Annotated in this window: 15 protein-coding genes; 8 read left to right on the forward strand and 7 right to left on the reverse strand. The window is 46.6% G+C overall.

Translation table 11 applies throughout. The features are described 5' to 3' along the window. Nucleotides 1–120: 120 nt before the first annotated feature. A complete protein-coding gene (rpoD, locus tag ACXAH6_RS06590) occupies nucleotides 121–1,956 on the forward strand; it encodes an RNA polymerase sigma factor RpoD (protein ID WP_474875851.1) in 1,836 nt (611 codons plus the stop codon). 63 nt (nucleotides 1,957–2,019) lie between these two features. Here the strand turns inward: rpoD and ACXAH6_RS06595 are convergent, their stop codons facing one another. Next, nucleotides 2,020–3,906, reverse strand: coding sequence for an RICIN domain-containing protein (locus ACXAH6_RS06595; protein WP_474875852.1), 1,887 nt, complete (start codon nucleotides 3,904–3,906; stop codon nucleotides 2,020–2,022). A gap of 289 nt (nucleotides 3,907–4,195) precedes the next feature. Between ACXAH6_RS06595 and ACXAH6_RS06600 the strand changes: the two genes are divergently transcribed. Then, on the forward strand, nucleotides 4,196–5,752 hold the full coding sequence (locus ACXAH6_RS06600) for a sodium:solute symporter family transporter (RefSeq protein ID WP_474875853.1): 1,557 nt from the start codon (nucleotides 4,196–4,198) through the stop codon (nucleotides 5,750–5,752). Nucleotides 5,753–5,863: 111 nt separating this feature from the next. Here ACXAH6_RS06600 and ACXAH6_RS06605 read toward each other — a convergent pair whose 3' ends face one another. Beyond that, on the reverse strand, nucleotides 5,864–8,971 hold the full coding sequence (locus ACXAH6_RS06605) for an efflux RND transporter permease subunit (RefSeq protein ID WP_474875854.1): 3,108 nt from the start codon (nucleotides 8,969–8,971) through the stop codon (nucleotides 5,864–5,866). A 3-nt stretch (nucleotides 8,972–8,974) separates the two neighbouring features. After that, nucleotides 8,975–10,036: an efflux RND transporter periplasmic adaptor subunit gene (locus ACXAH6_RS06610; protein ID WP_474875855.1), complete on the reverse strand. Its 1,062-nt coding sequence runs from the start codon at nucleotides 10,034–10,036 to the stop codon at nucleotides 8,975–8,977. A gap of 57 nt (nucleotides 10,037–10,093) precedes the next feature. On the opposite strand from ACXAH6_RS06610, the gene ACXAH6_RS06615 reads away from it, so the two are divergent. Together ACXAH6_RS06615 and ACXAH6_RS06620 are read left to right on the forward strand one after the other, a co-directional pair. Further along, the gene (locus ACXAH6_RS06615; protein ID WP_474875856.1) at nucleotides 10,094–10,696 is read left to right on the forward strand and encodes an NUDIX domain-containing protein; all 603 of its coding nucleotides are present in this window, start codon (nucleotides 10,094–10,096) and stop codon (nucleotides 10,694–10,696) included. Between the two features lie 128 nt (nucleotides 10,697–10,824). Continuing rightward, nucleotides 10,825–12,585: an acyl-CoA dehydrogenase family protein gene (locus tag ACXAH6_RS06620; RefSeq protein WP_474875857.1), complete on the forward strand. Its 1,761-nt coding sequence runs from the start codon at nucleotides 10,825–10,827 to the stop codon at nucleotides 12,583–12,585. A gap of 68 nt (nucleotides 12,586–12,653) precedes the next feature. Here the strand turns inward: ACXAH6_RS06620 and ACXAH6_RS06625 are convergent, their stop codons facing one another. Both ACXAH6_RS06625 and ACXAH6_RS06630 read right to left on the reverse strand, forming a co-directional pair. After that, nucleotides 12,654–13,178, reverse strand: a complete 525-nt coding sequence (locus tag ACXAH6_RS06625; protein ID WP_474875858.1) for a DUF3016 domain-containing protein — start codon at nucleotides 13,176–13,178, stop codon at nucleotides 12,654–12,656. Between the two features lie 147 nt (nucleotides 13,179–13,325). Next, the gene (locus ACXAH6_RS06630) at nucleotides 13,326–13,700 is read right to left on the reverse strand and encodes a hypothetical protein (RefSeq protein WP_474875859.1); all 375 of its coding nucleotides are present in this window, start codon (nucleotides 13,698–13,700) and stop codon (nucleotides 13,326–13,328) included. A 220-nt stretch (nucleotides 13,701–13,920) separates the two neighbouring features. On the opposite strand from ACXAH6_RS06630, the gene ccoG reads away from it, so the two are divergent. The 4 genes from ccoG to ACXAH6_RS06650 all read left to right on the forward strand — a co-directional run bounded on the left by ccoG (nucleotide 13,921) and on the right by ACXAH6_RS06650 (nucleotide 17,664). Further along, nucleotides 13,921–15,360 carry a cytochrome c oxidase accessory protein CcoG gene (gene ccoG, locus ACXAH6_RS06635; RefSeq protein ID WP_474875860.1) on the forward strand — a complete coding sequence of 480 codons (1,440 nt, stop codon included), beginning with the start codon at nucleotides 13,921–13,923 and terminating at the stop codon, nucleotides 15,358–15,360. Continuing rightward, complete coding sequence (locus ACXAH6_RS06640; RefSeq protein WP_474875861.1) at nucleotides 15,357–16,337, forward strand: serine/threonine protein kinase; 981 nt, start codon at nucleotides 15,357–15,359, stop codon at nucleotides 16,335–16,337. The genes ccoG and ACXAH6_RS06640 overlap by 4 nt, the downstream gene beginning before the upstream one ends. After that, complete coding sequence (locus ACXAH6_RS06645) at nucleotides 16,337–16,873, forward strand: DUF6942 family protein (RefSeq protein ID WP_474875862.1); 537 nt, start codon at nucleotides 16,337–16,339, stop codon at nucleotides 16,871–16,873. The genes ACXAH6_RS06640 and ACXAH6_RS06645 overlap by 1 nt, the downstream gene beginning before the upstream one ends. 164 nt (nucleotides 16,874–17,037) lie before the next feature. After that, a complete protein-coding gene (locus ACXAH6_RS06650) occupies nucleotides 17,038–17,664 on the forward strand; it encodes a thiol:disulfide interchange protein DsbA/DsbL (protein WP_474875863.1) in 627 nt (208 codons plus the stop codon). 78 nt (nucleotides 17,665–17,742) lie between these two features. Here ACXAH6_RS06650 and ACXAH6_RS06655 read toward each other — a convergent pair whose 3' ends face one another. Continuing rightward, on the reverse strand, nucleotides 17,743–18,942 hold the full coding sequence (locus ACXAH6_RS06655) for an alginate export family protein (protein WP_474875864.1): 1,200 nt from the start codon (nucleotides 18,940–18,942) through the stop codon (nucleotides 17,743–17,745). Between the two features lie 108 nt (nucleotides 18,943–19,050). Further along, nucleotides 19,051–19,899 carry an ABC transporter ATP-binding protein gene (locus ACXAH6_RS06660; RefSeq protein ID WP_474875865.1) on the reverse strand — a complete coding sequence of 283 codons (849 nt, stop codon included), beginning with the start codon at nucleotides 19,897–19,899 and terminating at the stop codon, nucleotides 19,051–19,053.

Below are 19,899 nucleotides of genomic sequence, written 5' to 3' on the forward strand. Positions count from 1 at the left end.
ACAAAGTGTTGGTTCAAAACAGCGCGCAGCAACTTAAACGAACATAACATGCTCTTTATTGTCTAAGGCAATCGTGAGTGTTGATTGTTAATTTTATTTAATGTGAGAAGTGTAGGGTATATGGCGCAAAGCAAGCAGTCTCAGATTAAGCTCCTGATTGCAAAAGGTAAAGAACAAGGTTATTTGACTTTTGCCGAAGTAAATGACCACCTGCCGCAAGATATCGTCGATTCAGATCAGATCGAAGATATCATTCGCATGATCAATGACATGGGTATTCAAGTTGCTGAATCTGCTCCAGATTCAGACGAACTACTCATGCAAGAAACCACAGCTGACGAAGATGCAGCTGAAGCGGCGGCGCAGGCACTTGCAACAGTAGAAAGTGAAATTGGTCGTACAACCGACCCAGTACGCATGTACATGCGTGAAATGGGTACCGTTGAACTGTTAACCCGCGAGGGCGAAATTGAAATCGCCAAACGTATCGAAGAAGGGATTAACCAAGTTCAATGTTCGGTGGCTGAATATCCAGAAGCCATCACTTACCTACTTGATCAATGGGATCTCTACGAAGCAGAAGAAATTCGCTTAAGCGATATTATTTCTGGTTTTGTCGACCCGAACGAAGTAGACGACATCGCTCCTACGGCAACCCACATCGGTTCTGAGCTTTCTGAAGAAGAGCTCGACGACGAAGATGATGACGGCGATGACGACGACTCGGAAGACGAAGATGATAGCGGTGTAGATCCGGAGTTGGCACGCGAAAAATTCGCAGCACTTCGCGATCAATACGGTAAAACTCGTGATGTCATCGAGAAGAAAGGTCGTACACACAAAGATTCTCGTGCACAAATCGAAGTACTAAGCGAAATCTTCAAAGAATTCCGCCTCGTACCTAAGCAGTTCGACCGCATGGTGAAAAACATGCGCGACATGATGGACCGTGTACGTGTTCAAGAACGCTTAGTAATGAAAAACTGTGTGGTTAACGCGAAAATGCCAAAGAAAGACTTTATCAAAGCTTTCGCTGGCAACGAAACAACCACTGAATGGCTAGACAAAGCTATTGCTTCAGGCGCAGCTTACGCAAACGGCCTGGCAAACGTGCGTGAAGAAGTTGAGCGTAGCGTTTCTAAAATCACTCAGGTTGAGCAAGAAACTGGCCTTGTGATTTCAGACATCAAAGACATCAACCGTCGTATGTCTATTGGTGAAGCAAAAGCGCGTCGCGCGAAGAAAGAAATGGTTGAAGCTAACTTGCGTTTGGTTATTTCAATTGCGAAGAAATACACCAACCGTGGTTTGCAGTTCTTGGACTTAATCCAAGAAGGTAACATTGGCTTAATGAAAGCAGTAGATAAGTTTGAATACCGTCGTGGTTATAAGTTCTCAACTTATGCAACATGGTGGATCCGTCAGGCTATCACGCGTTCAATCGCTGACCAGGCACGTACGATTCGTATCCCTGTTCACATGATTGAAACCATCAACAAGCTAAATCGTATCTCTCGTCAAATGCTTCAGGAAATGGGTCGTGAACCTACGCCGGAAGAATTGTCAGAACGCATGCTTATGCCTGAAGACAAGATCCGCAAAGTACTGAAGATCGCGAAAGAGCCAATCTCGATGGAAACGCCCATCGGTGATGATGAAGATTCGCATCTTGGCGACTTTATCGAGGACAGCACCATTGTGCAGCCCCTCGATTCAGCCACTGGCGGTAGCTTGAAAGGCGCAACACAAGAAGTACTTGCTGGCCTAACAGCCCGTGAAGCCAAAGTATTGCGTATGCGTTTCGGTATCGACATGAACACCGATCACACGTTGGAAGAAGTAGGTAAGCAGTTTGACGTAACACGTGAGCGTATTCGTCAGATTGAAGCGAAAGCCTTGCGTAAACTACGTCATCCAAGCCGTTCAGAGCAGCTACGTAGCTTCTTGGACGAGTAGTCGCCCATTTGAGTGACAACTAAATACAGAGAGGAGCCGGCATGCCGGCTCTTTTTTTGTCTGTTAGTTCGACTTAATAGCCCATACCGCAGTACCATCTGCAGACAACGCTGTAAGCGCCACTTCAAATCGTTGACGACTTTGATTCCACTGACGTGTCGCTTTTCCTTCGTACACCACACCGTTTAACGTTAGCGTGATAGATTGAGAACTTGCATCATACTGCCAAGTCCCACTGCTTGCCCCCGTAACGCTACCGCCCATCGCCAGCACAATATCGGTAGACGAAGTGATAGCAGCAGAAATCGCTTTGCCATGATTCACATATTGATAATTCCCAACTACGTTTGCATGGCTCACAGCATCAAGTTCAGATAGAGGTCGAGCGCTATTATTCACATCCACTTTATCGGCATAACGCAGCGGCGAAACAACTGGCCATCCTGCACTGTTGAAGAAAAATTCATGAACTCGCACTTCGTGTTCTTCTCCACGGCCAGGAAACCGCGAGTGAAAGACCAAGAAATACTGCCCGGTCGCCGCGTTATACCACGCTGAATTGTGGCCCGGAGAAACATACCCTAACGAATTATTAGTACCGGTAAACACGTGATTGCCCATTAATTTAACGCCATGCGGGGCAATGCTGGCATCATCAAACAAGGGCTGTGAAGGATCAGATTTTACAGTTGCCATATTGGTGCCATTAGCGTCATAGTATGGCCCGTTAGGGTTGGTTGAGCGTGACACTCGCACATTATAGCCGCCATCTGCCGATAGCCCGCCATAGCTCACAAACATGTAGTAGTAACCGGTATCAGGTGCATAGATCACGTAGGCCCCTTCAATACGCGCGTGATTACCGCCTAACAAATGCGTACCGTAACCTTGATTCGCATAAGGCTGCCCCGTAGAAGGATTCAACTGCATAATAAAAATCCCACCTGAATACGAGCCATAAATCATCCAAAGCGTTCCGTTTTGCGCATAAAACACCGCAGGATCAACCGCATTAGGATGAACAGTGGCATCGTAAATCGTCCCGTCTTCACTGGCTTCTCCCCACATACCCGACTTGAGCAACAAGCCTTGATTAACATAGGGCCCTTCAATTGATGACGCCGTGGCAATTCCCATTGCTGAACGGGGTGAAGACCCCTCACAAGCGTTGTAATACATCAAATACTGACCATTTATATACGCCACATCAGGCGCCCACAATGTCGATGTTTGTGCCCATGTTAACGCTTCAGATAACTCGCTTGTTACGTCGTTAAACAATGGGTTACTGGCACTCACACCATCGGCAATACGCGACCAATGCATAAAGTCAGGGCTACTCGCTGCACTCAAATGCGACCCAAATACGTAATACTGGTTGTTAGTAGCGATCACCGACGGGTCATGTACCGCAATATTGGTAAACGAAGGAGTGAGGTAGTTAATATCTGATACTGACGATAAAGCCCATTGCTGGGGTTCACCGCCCCAGTAAGTCCATTGGCCAATATTTGCACCAGATGAGGTGTCACTGGCGAGTAAATCCAAACTTTTGCCGGAGAATTTATTTATAAAACTAAAATACCCATTGCCTAAATCTGTAATGGTCCACAACTGAGGATCGCCGCCCCAGTAACTGTATTGCACGATGTTCGCACCATCACTGTTGTCAAAAGCATAGACTTCCATCGCCTTACCACTGTGAGCGTTGATAACCGCATAGTCGTTCCCACTGACTTGCTGAATTAACCACTGCTGTGTGGCATGACCATTGAGCGGCCATTGATTAATGTTTGCCGCATCGGCAGTATCCGCGCTCCCCACTTCAACCACTTGGTTACTCACCCGCGAGGTGATGGTATAAATGCCATTGTCGATGGCATAGCTTTGCCCTTGGAATAGTATGAGTAAGAGAATACCGCCGAAAGCGCGGTGTATTGTGCTTCGCATAGTGTGTGTCCTTGTTAACGGGTGTGACAACAAACAGCATCTGCCACAAGTTGAATGTATACCTGTATTACCTCGCGGTACTCCCCAAACAACTTCAGTCAAACACCTTGAGTTAAACTACAACAGCGAAGCAATGATATTACAATAATATATTAATATTGTTAATCAAGGGTTAATTTTCTATTTTATCATTAGGGTAAGGTAACCCCTTGTTGCGGCAGATGCTTTGCTTATCCAGCCCGAACCTGTTTAGATAGTAATCAAACAATAAATACAGGGAAGGAAGACTATGTCTTGGCTTGATTACAGCATTATCGCGATTTATTTGATTGGCCTACTCGCAATGGGATTACACTTTCGCCAACAAAAAGACCGCAACGACTTTTTCCTCGGCGGCCGGACCTTGCCTTGGCAAGCCCTCGCCCTCTCTGTGATGGCAACCCAATTGTCAGCGGTGAGCTTTATCTCTGCCCCTGCGTTTGTCGGCCTAAGAGAAGGCGGCGGACTGATCTGGTTATCTTACGAGCTCGCCTTACCCCTTGCCGTGATTATCATGCTGTGGCGGCTGTTGCCCTCACTGCACAATGCAGGCGTTGTTAGCGTTTACGATTACTTAGAACAACGCTTTTCCCGTTCGACTCGGCTATTGATCAGCTTTGTATTTCAACTCAGTCGCTCTTTTGCTACCGCCATCATGATTTATGCTATCTCGCTGATATTACAAGGCACACTTGGCCTAGCACAGTGGCACAGCATTGTATTAATCGGCGTGATTACGCTCATTTACTCTGCCATTGGTGGAATGAAAGCCGTGGTTTACGGCGACGCGGCGCAAATGATTTTGATTGTTGCAGGAGCCGCTACCTGTTTGTGGGTAGCACTAGATCAACTCGGAGGGTTTAGTGCCATGTTAACCATGGTCTCACCAGAGCGACTAAATGCAACAAACCTCACTGGACTAGGCTTAGCAGGCAGTGACTTTGGTTTGTTGCCTATGCTTTTAGGTGGCTTGTTTCTCTATGCGTCTTATTACGGTTGCGACCAATCTGAAGCCCAGCGTTCGCTCTCAGCTCACGACCAACAACACTTAAAGAAGCTAATGCTCACCGTCGCCTTTAGCCGCTTCCCCATTACGCTTATCTATTGTTTTGCAGGGATAGCCATTGGTACTCTCGTGATGCAAACACCGTCATTACAGGCGCAAATTCCAGCCGACTCTCCCGATTGGATGATGCCAATTTTTATTATTAACTACCTCCCTAATGGCGTCATAGGTTTACTTGTGGTGGCGATTATGGCCGCTGCCATGTCATCGCTTAGTTCTGCCATCAATAGTTTATCCGCAGTTTCTGTTGAAGATATTTGCCGTGCAAAAGGCCATGAGCCCGACAACGAAAGTTACATGCGATATGCGAGGATAGCCGGCGTAGTGTGGGGAGTGATCACCCTTCTTTTATCATTCTATGCCGGGGATATTGCGCCTACGATCATTGAAGCCATCAACAAGATTGGTTCGGTATTTTACGGCCCTGTACTCGCGACTTTCATGTTGGGTATCCACAGCCGTAAAGTTCACGCGTTTGCCGCTAATATCGCATTGGCAGCTGGCGTACTCACCAATATGGCTATGTGGTTATTTGAAAGCCCGATATTTTGGTTCTGGTGGAATCTAATTGGTTTTGCCATCACCATTGTTGTTGGCTGGCTACTGAGCCGGAATCAAACGGCTGACAAGCATTACTTACCATCGGTGCGTATTATTACCGCAAAATCAGCCGGCGTTTTGATAGGTTGGAGTGTCGTACTGACATCGTTCTGTATTGCGTTGCCTAGCGTGTTGTCATAACACCTAGCCCTACACGCAACACGCTAATTAATACAAAAAATGCCTGTCTTTCCAAAGAAATGACAGGCATTTTTCTATTTCAACAAGCTCTAAGCTCTACACAACAGGCAATCAGCCTTCGCCTTTGTGATAAGGCGTACTCGCATCGAGAGTATCAACTTCTTGAGTACGTTTTAGTGGCGACCCTGTGTGGCGTGCTAACCAATAGTATGCCGTAGGGACGATATACAAAGTTAAGAAAGTAGACACCAATACCCCAGCGAAAATCACCATACCAATCGCCATTCGACTTTCTGACCCCGGACCAGCGGCAACCACCAGCGGGATCGAGCTAAATACCGTGGTAAAAGCGGTCATAACAATGGGCCGTAAACGCAGTGAGGCCGCTTGCTTCAAGGCTTGCTCGAAGTCCATTCCATCATCGCGAAGTTGGTTGGCAAACTCGACAATCAATATACCGTTCTTCGCCGCCAAACCAATCAACATCACTAAGCCAATTTGGCTGTAGATATTGATGGTCATGCCGGCGAGGTACAAGCCAATAAAAGCGCCAACAAGGGCTAGTGGCACGGTTAACATGATCACCAATGGGTGAATCCAGCTTTCAAACTGCGCCGCCAATATCAAATAAGTGATCGCGAGCGCTAATAAGAACACAAAGATAAATGAACTACCTGACTCCTGATAAAGTTGGCTTTCGCCTTTATAATCAATAGTCGCACTCTCGGGCAGTTCCGTATGCACAATATCCTCTAGATATGCCAAGGCTTCACCTAAGGTGTAGCCGTCTGCCAAGTTGGCAGAAATCGTTATCGCCCGCATGCGGTTATACCGATTCAGGCGTGCCGATGTGGCCTGCTCCGTCACAGTGAGCAAGTTATCCATTGGAATGAGTTCACCGGTGCGATCAGAGCGTACGTAGAGGTTGTCGATACTGCTCGGGCTGCGAAAATCCGATTCAATCCCTTCCATGATCACATCGTACTCTTCACCGCGATCCAGATAGGTCGACACGCGACGCTGGCCCAGCATGGTTTCCAACGTACGGCCGATATCACTAATAGATACACCCAAGTCAGCCGCGCGATCCCTGTCGATATTCACCAAAAGCTGCGGCGACGTTTCCTTGTAGTCTGAGTCGAGCCGGATCAAATTCGGATTCTCTGCAGCCTTCTCCATCAGCGTATCACGCCAAGCGACGAGGTTTTCGTAAGTATCGCCTTTCAACACAAATTGCACGGGGCGACCTAAACCACCGCCGCCAATGCCAGAGCGCATCACCCCAAAAGCGCGTACATCAGGAATATCAGAAAGCTGAGCGGTAATCTCATCCATTAACGCAAACGTACTGCGCTCACGTTCATCCCAAGGCGCAGCACCTATAATAGCAATACCTGCATTGCCGCCAAAACCAGGTGAACGAACCAATACACGACTGGCCTCGCCCGACTCACGATAAGGCATCAGTACTGCTTCTATTTTCCGCAGGTTTTCTGTGTTGCTTTCAAAACTCGCGCCTTCTTGCGACTGCATAATAATAAAGAAGTTACCTCGATCTTCTTTCGGCACAAGTTCACTGGGGATGTTCTGATAGAGCTGATAAATGGCGAAGATCGCCATGGCCAACAAAGCAATAACCACGAGAGGTTGATGAATACTCTTACTTAAACTGTTGAAGTACTTACCTTCAAGCACGCTAAAGTTGCGGTCCATCCAGCTGCCAAAACCCGATGCACGCTCGCGCTTTTTCAAGATCAACGACCCCAACATAGGAGATAAGGTAAGTGCGGTAAAACTTGAGAAAGCCACTGCCGCGGCAATAGCCAAGGCGAATTCGGTAAATAACCGGCCTATATTGCCATCGAGAAATGCCAAAGGCACAAACACCGCAATCAAAACTAGGGTTGTCGCAATAACCGCGAACCCCACTTCTCGTGTTCCACGATAGGCGGCAAGAATGGGACGCTCGCCCATTTCGATACGACGATAAATGTTTTCTAGCACCACAATGGCATCGTCAACCACCAGCCCAATCGCCAACACCATGGCGAGCAATGTGAGTAGGTTAATTGAGAAATTCAGCGCGTACATCACAATAAACGCTGCCACCAACGAAACAGGTACAGTTAAGGCCGGAATAAGGGTGGCGCGAATATTACCCAGAAACAAGTAAATCACGATCACCACCATCAACATGGCAATACCCAGCGTGTTGTACACCTCATTGATCGACTCTTCGATAAACACTGATGAGTCGTAACTTGGCACAATAAAAATATTATCTGGTAAAGACGTTTCTATGCGCTCTATAGCTTTCTTGGCGGCTTTTGCCACATCAAGGGTATTGGCTTTCGACTGCTTAATTACCCCTAAGCCAATCATGTTCACACCATCGCCACGGAACTCGGTTTCATCGTCTTCGGCGGCCAATTCCACATGGGCAATTTCGCCTAAACGAACCAGATAGCCATCGTCGCCAACGGCAACCGTTAGCGCGGCAAAATCATCCGGCGTTAAGAAGCTGCGTGCAACGCGCACTTCAAAGTCTCGAGATTCAGACTCCACTTCGCCTGCGGGCAACTCTACGTTTTCAGACTGAATGACATTTTCTACGTCTGTAACCGTAATGCCTCGCGCAGCCATCGCATTGCGGTCGAGAAAGACTTTCATGGCATAAGTTCGCCCGCCGCCTAAGCGAATTCGCGCGACCCCATCAACAATAGAGAGTTGGTCAACCAAATAACGTTCAGCGTAATCGGTTAGCTCCATGGTATCTAAATTGGTACTGCGTAGGTTGTACCAAACAATGGCATCTTCATCTGAGTTAGACTTTGACACTTCAGGCGGATCAGCTTGATCAGGTAAGTTGTTCAGCGCACGACTCACCCGTTCACGCACATCATTAGACGCAGCGTCGATATCGCGGCTTAAATTAAATTCAATGGTGATATCCGAACGTCCGTTGCGACTGGTCGAAGTGATATTTTTAATTCCTTCAATACCACTGATACGGTCTTCTAGTAACTGAGTGATTCGGGTTTCGACGATATTCGCCGATGCGCCATCGTAAGTGGTGGAGATGGACACTATGGGTGGGTCGATATCTGGGTACTCTCGCAGCGACAACATAGACACTGCAACAATCCCAAAAATCAACAAAAGTAAGTTTACGACCGACGCGAATACCGGCCGCTTTACTGAAACGTCTGAAAGCCACATATTTTAGCCCTCTTGCTCGTTGTTCAGCACATTCACTTTTGACAAATCGCGAACTCGCAATGTGCCTTCTGTTACCACCTTATCATTGGCATTCACACCAGAAACAATTTGCACCCATCCCGGACGACGCTCACCAATTTTTACTTCTTTTTCGACAACATGGTCCCCCTCAACAACGTAAACAAACTGTTTGTCATCATGAGGAACCAACGCTTTTTCAGGTAACACCAGTGTTTTCAGTACCTGTTTTTCCAATGTGATTTGTAACAACATGCCAGGGCGTAACTGTGCAGAGTCGTTGTCAATGACAGCACGCACCAATACAGAACGAGTGACGGGGTCAATACGGGAACCTAACGTGCGAATACTGCCTTCAAATACCTGATCAGGGTAAGCCACTGAACGAGCCGACACTTTTTGCCCAACCGCTAGGCTCGCTAAGTGATTTTCTGCAACGCTGAAGTCTACTTTTACCCGACTGATGTCATCTAAGGTGGTGATGGTAGTCGACGGTTGCACCAGCGCCCCTAAACTCACCTGACGAATACCTAATTGACCACTAAAAGGCGCGCGAATTTGCAAATCATCGAGTTGAGATTGTGCCACCTCTACTTGCGCTTCCAGTGTTTTCACTACGGCTTCTTGTTCTGTTAGCAATTGTTCAGACGCCGCACTTTCTTTGGCTAAGTTTTTAATCCGACGTAACTGGCGCGTTGCTTCATCCAAGTTAACTTGTAACTCGGTCATATTCGCTAATTCTTCAGTATTGTTAAGCTGAACCAATAATTGCCCCGCTTTTACAACGTCGCCATCGTCGAAATTAATCGCAGTGATCACGTCGGTGTCTTGCGCGGTAAGCGTGACCGATTCATTGGCGTTTGCGGTACCTAAACCTTCAATAGTGATAGGAAAATCTTTCTCTACAACGGTATACACCATAACGGGGGTCGCGCGCTGAGGCGCTGTGTCGGTGGCTTCCGTTTCTGAAACATTGAGATAAACTAAAAAACTGGCGAGCGCGACTGCACCTATCACCATAGGTGATACAAGGGATTTGAGTGACATAAACTTTCCTGTTGTAAATCGGGTACTGGCTAGCACAATAAAATTGCTGCGAGTACTATGAGCGATAAAAGACCGCTGTTATTATTCTTATCGTTCGGTGATTCACCGCGTTCAACGCCGTATTCACCTGTTGTTATTGATTACATTGTACCTAATCCCATGCCATTCAAATTTCACTTGTCAGTATTTTTCGCAGCTTTAACGCTTTTTTCCTGTACAGCAGAAAAGCACACTGCGCCGAGCTGTAGAACAAGTGGGACCAATGCAATGCAAGCAGGCTCAGCGGCATGCTTGATAAAAATAGACAACAAAGTTTTGTTACTGCGTCACACTTCGTCGAACCAGTTGGTTTTGCCTCAAGGAAGCGTGGAAAGCGGCGAATCAGCGCAATGCGCAGCTCATCGCCACACGTGGCAATTAACCGGGATGAATGTGGAAGTACAACAGCAAGTCAGCACATTGGCTGATGGTACTCCGCTGTTTCGTTGCCAACAATCTTCTGACTTGGCGTCTTTTAATGATGTCATTCCTGCGCCAGAATGGGCCGCCCCTAATGTGTCTAGTTTTGAAAAAATCCTGCCTTTTGAACTGGATGCCAAGGCCCTTGAGCATAAAGATAACCTCATCCCAATACGCGACGGCTTTGTCGCTGCGCAATAATCCCGCTTTCTGTTAGCGAGTCGTTAAAAAAACTCTACACTTTTATAACAGAGGTGCTTCGCCTTTACTTTGATTACGCGTATACTTATTTTCAAACACCCGTTTGAAAAACTAAAGAGAGACAAGTCATGCCTAACTATCGTGCGCCTTTGGCCGAGTTTCAGTTTTTATTTCAAGATTGGTTAAATCTCGATGCCCATTATGCAGGGCTGGGAATAGGAGATTTTGACGCTGAGTTGGCCAACGAAATTGTGGCTCAAGGCGGGAAATTTGCAGAAGACGTTGTTGCCCCTCTCAACAGAGAAGGCGACGAAGAAGGTTGTAAGCTGGTAGATGGTAAGGTCTCCACTCCAGCCGGTTTCGCTGACGCTTATCAGGAATATGTCGCCAACGGTTGGAATGCCATGTTAGGTAGTGCCGAATACGAAGGCCAAGAACTGCCCTACACCATGGCCGTGCCGGTACACGAAATGCTCAATTCTGCCAATTTGAGCTGGCGATTAACCACCATGCTAACCGAAAGCGCGGTATTGGCAGTAACCAAGCACGCCAGTGACGAACTCAAGCAGCAATACCTCAGTAAGCTGATCACCGGTGAGTGGACAGGCACAATGAACCTGACAGAACCTCATGCGGGTACTGATTTAAGCTTGCTTTCAACCAAAGCAGAACCCAACGAAGATGGCAGTTACGCCATTACCGGTAACAAGATCTTCATTACCGGTGGCGATCAAGACTGGAGCAGTAACATCATTCATATGGTACTGGCTCGTCTACCTGATGCGCCCAAAGGGGTGAAAGGTATCAGTTTATTTGTTGTACCTAAGTTTTTACTTGATGAAAATGGCGAACCGGGTGAGTTAAATGCCGTGTCGGTTGGCAGTATCGAGAAAAAAATGGGCATTAAAGCCAGCCCGACGTGTGTGATGAACTACGACGGCGCAACAGGTTGGTTAGTCGGTGAAGCAAACCAAGGTTTGGCTTGCATGTTTACCATGATGAACGATGCGCGCTTTCAAGTAGGCTTACAAGGCCTGGGGGCAGCAGAAGCGTCTTACCAAGGCGCGTTGGAATACGCCAGAGACCGCTTGCAATCTCGTGCCCCACAAGGTGTGCAACAGCCCAACGACAAAGCCGACGCCATCGTTTATCAACCCGATGTCGCTCGTATGTTGCTCACCCAAAAAGCCTTAACTGAAGGGTCTCGCGCATTATCCTTGGTTTACGCCAAGTACATGGACATCGAAAAACTATCTGACGGCGAAACCAAGAATCACGCTGAACAGGTATTACAATTCCTCACCCCAATTTGTAAGGCCTTTATGACCGACATGGGGTTGGAAGTGACCAGCCTAGGCGTGCAAGTGTACGGTGGTCACGGCTTTATTCGTGAGTGGGGTATGGAGCAACTGATGCGCGACGTACGCATTGCACAATTGTACGAAGGCACTAATGGTATCCAAGCACTAGATTTGATTGGTCGTAAACTCACTCGTGATGGCGGCGAAATGCTTAACGCCACTTATCAGGTATTTAATGAATTAGTCGCGGCAATAGAACAACCTGAACAGCAGGCGCTAGCTCAAACGTTACTCGATGAATGGAAGACCGATTCTGATGCCTGCCTGTCACTCACTCCAACTGATGCAGCGGGCGCTGCTTGTGACTACCTCAATTACTCAGCGTATTCGTTAATTGGCGTGTTGTGGTACAGCTTGGCCGACGCAGGCTCGCGTTCGAGTAATGCGACGCTCGCCAGCAGTAAACAAAAAACCTGTCACTTCTACATGCAGCGAATATTGCCGCGTAAAGAGGCTCATAAGGCCGCAATGATGGCGGGCAGCGATAGTTTACTGGCTATTTCTGGTAGTGAATTCGATTACCAATAAGAAAATCGGTATACAAAAAGGCGCCTTGAGCGCCTTTTTTGATCGTTAAATTTCTTTTGAATAATCAACTATAGCTTTGCTAGCTGATCACCCATTTCTTCGTCAAACCAATCTTTTAGCATCGATTTTTCAAAGCGGAACGAATCTGACGTATTAAACTGATTGCGAGAGCGCTCCATAAAACTCATATCTTTCAGTTTCACTTCTGCTGATTTGAGCTCTTTGCCATCGGCATCTTTCAAAATATAAGAAAACGAGATACGCGGAATATCCACGCGCTTAATCAAACGTACGTCTTGTGCACCGCTGCCCATGCCGACAAAAGATGACGGCCAAACCTGCCCGGCTAAATCTAAATTGGTCACGGTCAAGCTGAGCGTCTGTCCGTCAGGTAAGTCTTCAGCAAGTTTACCCATATATTTTTCAAGCTCACCAAACACGCGCTTTTTAAAGCTGGAGCGGGTTTCACTCGTAGGACGAACATCAGAATAAGACGCCGAGTCTTTCCATTCTACTTCAACTGTCGCTTTGGCATGAGTCTGACCTGCGAATAAGGCAACAGACAGTGCCGAAAGTAATAAAATTTTACGCATAATTCACCTCTTCCATCTTTTTTATTCAGACCCAATGCCAGTGTCTGAGTTCAATAAATATACATTATTACACCCAAAGTTACACTTTAGTTCTACACAACCTTAACTGAACGAATGCTGAACCAGCTGAATGCTATGACTCTCCGCCTAATTATTTGCCTCACGAGGGGATAAAATATCCGACTGGGAAATTTGATTACACACCAAGCGCAGAGTAGCGCCATAAACAAACGGGTTTTTGTCGCCACCTTCACAATAGGTTTGATGAAAATGACGCACGTTGTCTTGCGATGAAAAAATGCTGTCTACATAGTCTTTTTGATACGGCCGCATCGCCGCTTTTGTCGACGCCAACTGCAATTTCACTTGCTCCAGTTCGCGCTTGTCGGCCCACTGAGACAAGGCCAACATGGCATTAGACAGCGTGTGATGCACATCTGCCAAAAAATAATGAACAAAAGGTGATTGCAATAAAAAAACTAACAGCAATATCTCAGCAATCACAGCGAAAGAACGAAACATACCCACCACATGATCATCAGCTTATGTGTAGAATGTAGTTGGCTTTTTTTTCAGCCTCAAGGTTCGTATTTATACTCAGTTATACAAAACCCTAGCACGGCTGGCTCGTTACACTTTGGTCTAAGCGCTCGATATTTGATTGATCCATATTAATACTTGAACCGGCTTGGTTGCTATACTAGAAAGCGCAGTATCATTTTAGTCTGCTTAAGGGTAAGCAATGAATGAGCAAGTTCCGGTAAAAAATGTAACACCGGTGAAAGTACACAAACCGAGAAAGTCACCTAACGACAAGCAGGATGGCACCCGCAACAGTATTTATGTTCGTGCGGTAAAAGGCCCACTGGAAACCTTCCGTCGATTCTTCGGTTTTTTCTTTATTGCTCTTTTTGTGTGTATTCCTTGGATTCAATATCAAGGCGAACAAGCCGTGTTACTCGACTTAGTGGAACAGCGCTTTACTATTTTTAGCCTGACCTTGTGGCCCCAAGACTTAACCCTGCTAGCCTATATTTTTATTGTTGGTGCGTTCGCGCTGTTTTTTATTACGACTTTTGCTGGCCGGGTTTGGTGTGGTTTTATGTGCCCCCAAACCACATGGACCTATATCTACGTATGGTTTGAAGAAAAAATAGAAGGTAACCGCAGCAAACGCATGAAGCTCGATGAACGCGCCATGGACTTCGACAAATTCTGGCGCAAAACGTTAAAACACATAGCTTGGCTCACTGTCGCGTTGTTAACCTCGATAACCTTTGCTGGCTACTTCACCCCAATCGACCAACTTTACCTCGACTTTTTCACCTTTAACGCCGGCTTTTGGTCTGCCTTTACTATTTTGTTTTTTACGTTTTGCACCTATGGCAACGCTGGTTGGATGCGCGAAATCATGTGTACTCACATGTGTCCTTATGCCCGTTTTCAGTCGGTCATGTTCGACAAAGACACCTTCACGGTGACGTATGATCCCCATCGCGGGGAACAACGCGGCCCGCGCCCACGTAAATTAGCCCACGACGATCTAGCCGAAAAAGGGCTAGGCGATTGTATCGACTGCAACCTATGCGTGCAGGTATGCCCCACCGGCATCGATATTCGCAATGGCTTACAGTACGAGTGCATTAACTGTGGTGCATGTGTCGACGCCTGTAATGGGGTGATGGAGAAAATGCGCTACCCCAAAGGCCTCATTCGCTTTACCTCTGAACACGAACTCAACGGTAAAACCACGCGTATATTCCGCTCGAAACTGGTGGGTTACTTTATTGTTTTGCTCGTGATGACCGGGTTACTCGTTGCCAATATCTGGTATCGGGTTCCGTTAGAGGTCGATATTATTCGTGACAGAAACTCGCTCTACCGCGAGACAAACGAAGGGCTAATTGAAAACGTATATACCTTGAAAGTGCTGAATAAATCGCAGAAAACTCACACTTATACCATTACGGTGGAAGGGTTACCTGACTATCGCTTTATCGGCAATACAACAGTAACGGTGAACGGTGGCGAAGTATTCACCCTGCCCGTTTCGGTTGCCACCGACCCGTATAATTTAAAAGATTCTGTCACTGAAATTTACTTCCAAGTGTCAACCACCGACGATAGTGGTAAAGTAGTTGAACAAGAAGCGTCAACTAAGTTCCTATATCCTCGTCTATGACAGATTTCTCTTTTGCTGGTTTAGCGCCTGACACTATCCTTCAGGCGCTAGAAACTATCGGTATATACCCGCAGTCGGGTTTACTCGCCCTCAACAGTTACGAAAACCGTGTGTACCAATTTATGGATGACGAGCGGCAAAGGTACGTCGTAAAGTTCTACCGACCTCAACGCTGGTCTAACGAACAAATTCTCGAAGAGCATCAGTTTTCTCAAGAACTCCTAGATGCTGAAATTCCGGTTGTTGCACCCCTCGCCATCCACGGGAATACCCTGCATGACTACGAAGGTTTTCGCTTTGCCCTATTCCCTTCCGCGGGTGGCCGTCAGTTTGAAAACGATAACCTCGACCACTTAGAATGGATGGGCCGTTTCATTGGCCGTATGCATCGTGTTGCGCAGTCAAAACCTTTTGCATATCGACCGGTTATGTCTGCTGAAAGTTATTTAACCATACCGCGACAAGTGTTGAGCGAAACACAACTGATCCCTGCTCATTTGCATACAGCATTCTTTACTATTTTAGATTTAGTGATCAAAGAAGCCGAAGCCCAATACCATACCACCGACGCAATTCGCTTACACGGCGACTGCCATGCAGGGAACATTCTCTGGCGAGATGGCCCTACCTTTGTTGACTTGGACGACAGCCGTATGGGGCCGGCAATACAAGATCTATGGATGATGCTCTCAGGCGATAGAGCACAGCAGAAGTTACAACTCGATACGCTAATTGAAGCCTATGAAGAGTTTCAGCCTTTTAACGAAGCTGAGCTAAAGCTGATTGAGCCACTACGTGCAATGCGAATGGTGCACTACATGGCTTGGCTGTCCCAACGCTGGCAAGACCCGGCATTTCCTCGCGCCTTTCCTTGGTTTGCCGACGATAAATATTGGGAAAACCAAATTCTCGCATTAAAAGAGCAATTTGCGGCCCTACAAGAGCCACCTTTAACGCTGGGGTTTGCGGGTTTTTAATGCATATCACCCCCTTAGCACTGGGCGATGCCAATGCGAGGTTGCGCGTATACATCGCTAACCGCCCTGACTTCGCTTTCACACACGAAGGCCGCGAAGTTTGCCCGCTAGTCGATAATGAAGTGGCGGCTGTGGGTAATGCCTGTGGCAATGGCTGGCGAAAAGTATTTAATGTGTATGCCAAACTTCTGTTCGCCCTACCCGACACGTTTACATTCAAAACCGGCTTTTCTACTTGGCAAGCTATGCGAGACGCAAGCTTGTTACAATTGAACAGCAATACCCTATTGAGTTTTTCTCCCCCTACCTGTGAAGAACCGGGTTTGCATATCGTAATGGGAAAAACCTACGCCAAAGGACTCCCCATTGCAAATAGCTTGTTCTGGTTAAACGACGACTTTGCGATTAATCAGCAAAAGCGCGTGATTGTGTGCCCTTACTTTGACTATCGCCAATTATCCAATATTAAAATAGACACTCTCGTTGGTCTGATTAACGAATACTGGCCTGATGCATCAACACTGCTCAGTCGTTAGGCGCTTCATCTTACATTCAGCTAAAGCCCTTAAACTCTGCATACGACATACACCAACACTTTACCAATGATTTTGCGTGACTTGTCGCCGCTGACTAGGCGAGTTAAATTGGCTGTGTTACTCTTTTTGCGATTTATTTTTATCTATTTAGGGAATGGGTTGTTATGAAAAAACTGGTAGTTTGGCTAGGCTTGCTAGTATTACTTCCGTTACAAGCTTGTGCAGCAGACACAAAATGGGAAGAAGGAACGCACTATACAGTGCTGAACGAAGCTGCGAGTGCAAAACCAGAAGTGACTGAGTTTTTCTCGTTCTGGTGCCCGCACTGTTACCGCACCGAACCTTTTGTAGAAATGCTGAAAAAGAAATTAGGCGGCAAAGCTGAGTTCAACAAAGTTCACGTGAATTTCATGCCTTCTGCGCCAGTAGATGTACAAGAAGATGCCACTAAAGCAATGATGATTGCTCGTGCATTAAAACAATCAGACTCGCTAAACGCAGCGATTTTTGACTACTTGCACAAACAACGCGCTTCTATCACAGGCATGAAAGACCTGCGCAACATCTTTGTTATCAACGGTGTTGACGGTGCTGAATTCGACAAGCTTGCTAAAAGCTTTGGCGTAAACAGCATGTTCAAGAAGAATCAAAAAACCATTGATGATTACCGCGCTTACGTTCGTGGCGTACCTAACTTTATCGTTAACGGTAAATATCAGGTTACATTTACACGCGACATGAGTGTCGACGATCAACTCGATTTGATCCTTTGGCTAACACAGCAAAAGTAATCACATCAGCATAAACAGAAAAGTCCCGCTCATGCGGGACTTTTTATTTACGTTGAATAGCTACATTCACTAAAACAATTAAAACTTAGTCGATACCCAAACCCATAGTTTGTCTGCGTCTACTTTAATATCACCTGCGCTATACTTGGCATACTTAATACCAAAGCCCACTTTTTCCATAAACTTGGTAGTGTATTGCAAGTTAATTTCAGAGCCTAAGTCTGATACGCCATTTGTTGCATCGTCTGCATCAAATTGATGGTAAACCGCCAACCATTTACCACCCGCAGCCTTACCGGTTAGAGTAAACGAAGCGTCTGTTAAACCTTGAGCCGGTGTCGCCAAGAATTGATCTGACCAACCATTGAACTTGTGCAGTGTAGCCAGTGGCGTTGAAAACCCATACATACCGTCATCAGAGCCGAGTACTTCGTAGCCCACTTTAGCAGTGATACCCGAAATTGTTGCTCCAACGACCAAGTTCAAATAGCTAGCATCATAGTCTGCCGCTGCCGACTCACTGCTTTGGGTTGCAAATTCAGCGTCGTACAACCACGTCATCGAATCTGTTTTCGTTTTACCTGAGTAGCTAATGCCATAAGTATCAAGGGCATTGTCTGTGTTGTTATCGACTTCAAGCAAATAGGCGTATGCGGTAAATTTACCAAAATCGGTGGTATAAGAACCATTGATAAAATGATCTTTTGAATCTAAATCAGCGGCTTCAGCAAAAATTCGGTTGCGCTGTGTCACGTACGCATACGTTACCTGACCAGCATCACCAAACTTGTAATTTACACTTAACGCATCGAAGGTTTGACGGTCTTGACGCCAGCCTACATGCCCAACAAAACGGTGACCATCTAAAGCAATCACTTGGCGACCAGCCTTTACCGTAAGGGCGTCTTTCTTATACTGCACATAACCTTGGTCGAGTTCTGTTGTTTCAGGATCAGCAATAACAGAATATTGCCCAACATTGTAACCCGTAGGACCAACCGTGTAGTCGCCTTGCCCTAGTACAATGCGGCTGTCTTCCGCTTCTACCATGAATGAGAAACCTTTGTAATCACCAGATTTCAAGCCCAAACGAGTGCGCAGCGTTAACGCATCGGCGTTTGCAAGTGCATTGTCTTGGTCAACAGATTCATAGCGCAAGTTAAAGTCGACAGACGCTTTGGTTTGCGACAAGGCTTCAAATACGTCAGCGTGAGAAGAAAACGACGCCACTAAGGCCATCGCGACGAGAGAAAAAGACGTTTTCAATTGTGTTTTCATGTTTGCGTTCCTTAAATTTTGAGCGAGCAGCCCTTACCCCTTTGCCCAACGGCAAAGGAGGCAGGCTTATTACTTATAATTAAATCAATAAATTAGCTAGAATATGACTTAGGCAGCGTCACTTTTTTTGGCTTCCGTTTTTCCTTTAGTCGCCGAGCGTCCGGTAACGTGCTCAATCTTTTTTTGCTTCTCATATAAGAAGCTGAGTACTTGATGGCGATAATGGTTGTATTCACTGTTATCGGCCAAAGCAATACGGTCTCGTGGACGCGGCAAGTTCACCTCTAAAATCTCACCGATCGTGGCCGATGGGCCATTGGTCATCATGACGATGCGGTCAGATAGCAACACCGCTTCGTCAACGTCATGGGTGATCATAATAACGGTGTTACCTAAATTGGCATGAATGTCCATCAACGAGTCTTGCAAGTGAGCTCGAGTCAAGGCGTCTAGTGCACCAAAGGGTTCGTCCATCAACAGCACCTTGGGTTCCATCGCCAACGCACGAGCAATACCTACGCGCTGCTTCATCCCTCCCGAAATTTCTGATGGTAGCTTGTCGAGGGCATGAGTCATGTGCACCAATTCCAAATTGTGCATCACCCAATCACGCATGCCTTTTTTATCACGGCCACGTTGAGTTTGTTTCACGGCTAACTCAACATTTTTATAAACACTTAACCAAGGCAACAATGAATGGTTTTGAAACACCACCGCGCGCTCAGGGCCGGGCTCGCGTACTTCGGTTCCATCCAAAATTACGCCGCCCATTGTTGCTTGGTGTAGACCAGCAACAATGTTTAACACGGTCGATTTTCCGCAGCCTGAATGCCCGATAAGCGAGATAAATTCGCCTTTGGCAATCTTTAGGTTCACATCAGTAAGGGCAGTAAAAGGGCCTTTTGGTGTTGGAAATTCAATACCAACCTGGCTGAGTTCTAGATGCTTAGTTGTCAT

It is taken from the genome of Alteromonas sp. ABE4_545, assembly GCF_056161325.1.

Bases quoted from the DNA above. Each gene is read 5' to 3' on its own strand.
- ACXAH6_RS06650 (WP_474875863.1), top strand. From the start codon at position 17,038: ATGAAAAAACTGGTAGTTTGGCTAGGCTTGCTAGTATTACTTCCGTTA.
- ACXAH6_RS06610 (WP_474875855.1), bottom strand. From the start codon at position 10,036: ATGTCACTCAAATCCCTTGTATCACCTATGGTGATAGGTGCAGTCGCG.
- ACXAH6_RS06630 (WP_474875859.1), bottom strand. From the start codon at position 13,700: ATGTTTCGTTCTTTCGCTGTGATTGCTGAGATATTGCTGTTAGTTTTT.
- ACXAH6_RS06595 (WP_474875852.1), bottom strand. From the start codon at position 3,906: ATGCGAAGCACAATACACCGCGCTTTCGGCGGTATTCTCTTACTCATA.
- ACXAH6_RS06615 (WP_474875856.1), top strand. From the start codon at position 10,094: ATGAGCGATAAAAGACCGCTGTTATTATTCTTATCGTTCGGTGATTCA.
- ACXAH6_RS06640 (WP_474875861.1), top strand. From the start codon at position 15,357: ATGACAGATTTCTCTTTTGCTGGTTTAGCGCCTGACACTATCCTTCAG.
- rpoD (WP_474875851.1), top strand. From the start codon at position 121: ATGGCGCAAAGCAAGCAGTCTCAGATTAAGCTCCTGATTGCAAAAGGT.
- ACXAH6_RS06625 (WP_474875858.1), bottom strand. From the start codon at position 13,178: ATGCGTAAAATTTTATTACTTTCGGCACTGTCTGTTGCCTTATTCGCA.
- ccoG (WP_474875860.1), top strand. From the start codon at position 13,921: ATGAATGAGCAAGTTCCGGTAAAAAATGTAACACCGGTGAAAGTACAC.
- ACXAH6_RS06660 (WP_474875865.1), bottom strand. From the start codon at position 19,899: ATGACAACTAAGCATCTAGAACTCAGCCAGGTTGGTATTGAATTTCCA.
- ACXAH6_RS06645 (WP_474875862.1), top strand. From the start codon at position 16,337: ATGCATATCACCCCCTTAGCACTGGGCGATGCCAATGCGAGGTTGCGC.
- ACXAH6_RS06600 (WP_474875853.1), top strand. From the start codon at position 4,196: ATGTCTTGGCTTGATTACAGCATTATCGCGATTTATTTGATTGGCCTA.
- ACXAH6_RS06605 (WP_474875854.1), bottom strand. From the start codon at position 8,971: ATGTGGCTTTCAGACGTTTCAGTAAAGCGGCCGGTATTCGCGTCGGTC.
- ACXAH6_RS06655 (WP_474875864.1), bottom strand. From the start codon at position 18,942: ATGAAAACACAATTGAAAACGTCTTTTTCTCTCGTCGCGATGGCCTTA.
- ACXAH6_RS06620 (WP_474875857.1), top strand. From the start codon at position 10,825: ATGCCTAACTATCGTGCGCCTTTGGCCGAGTTTCAGTTTTTATTTCAA.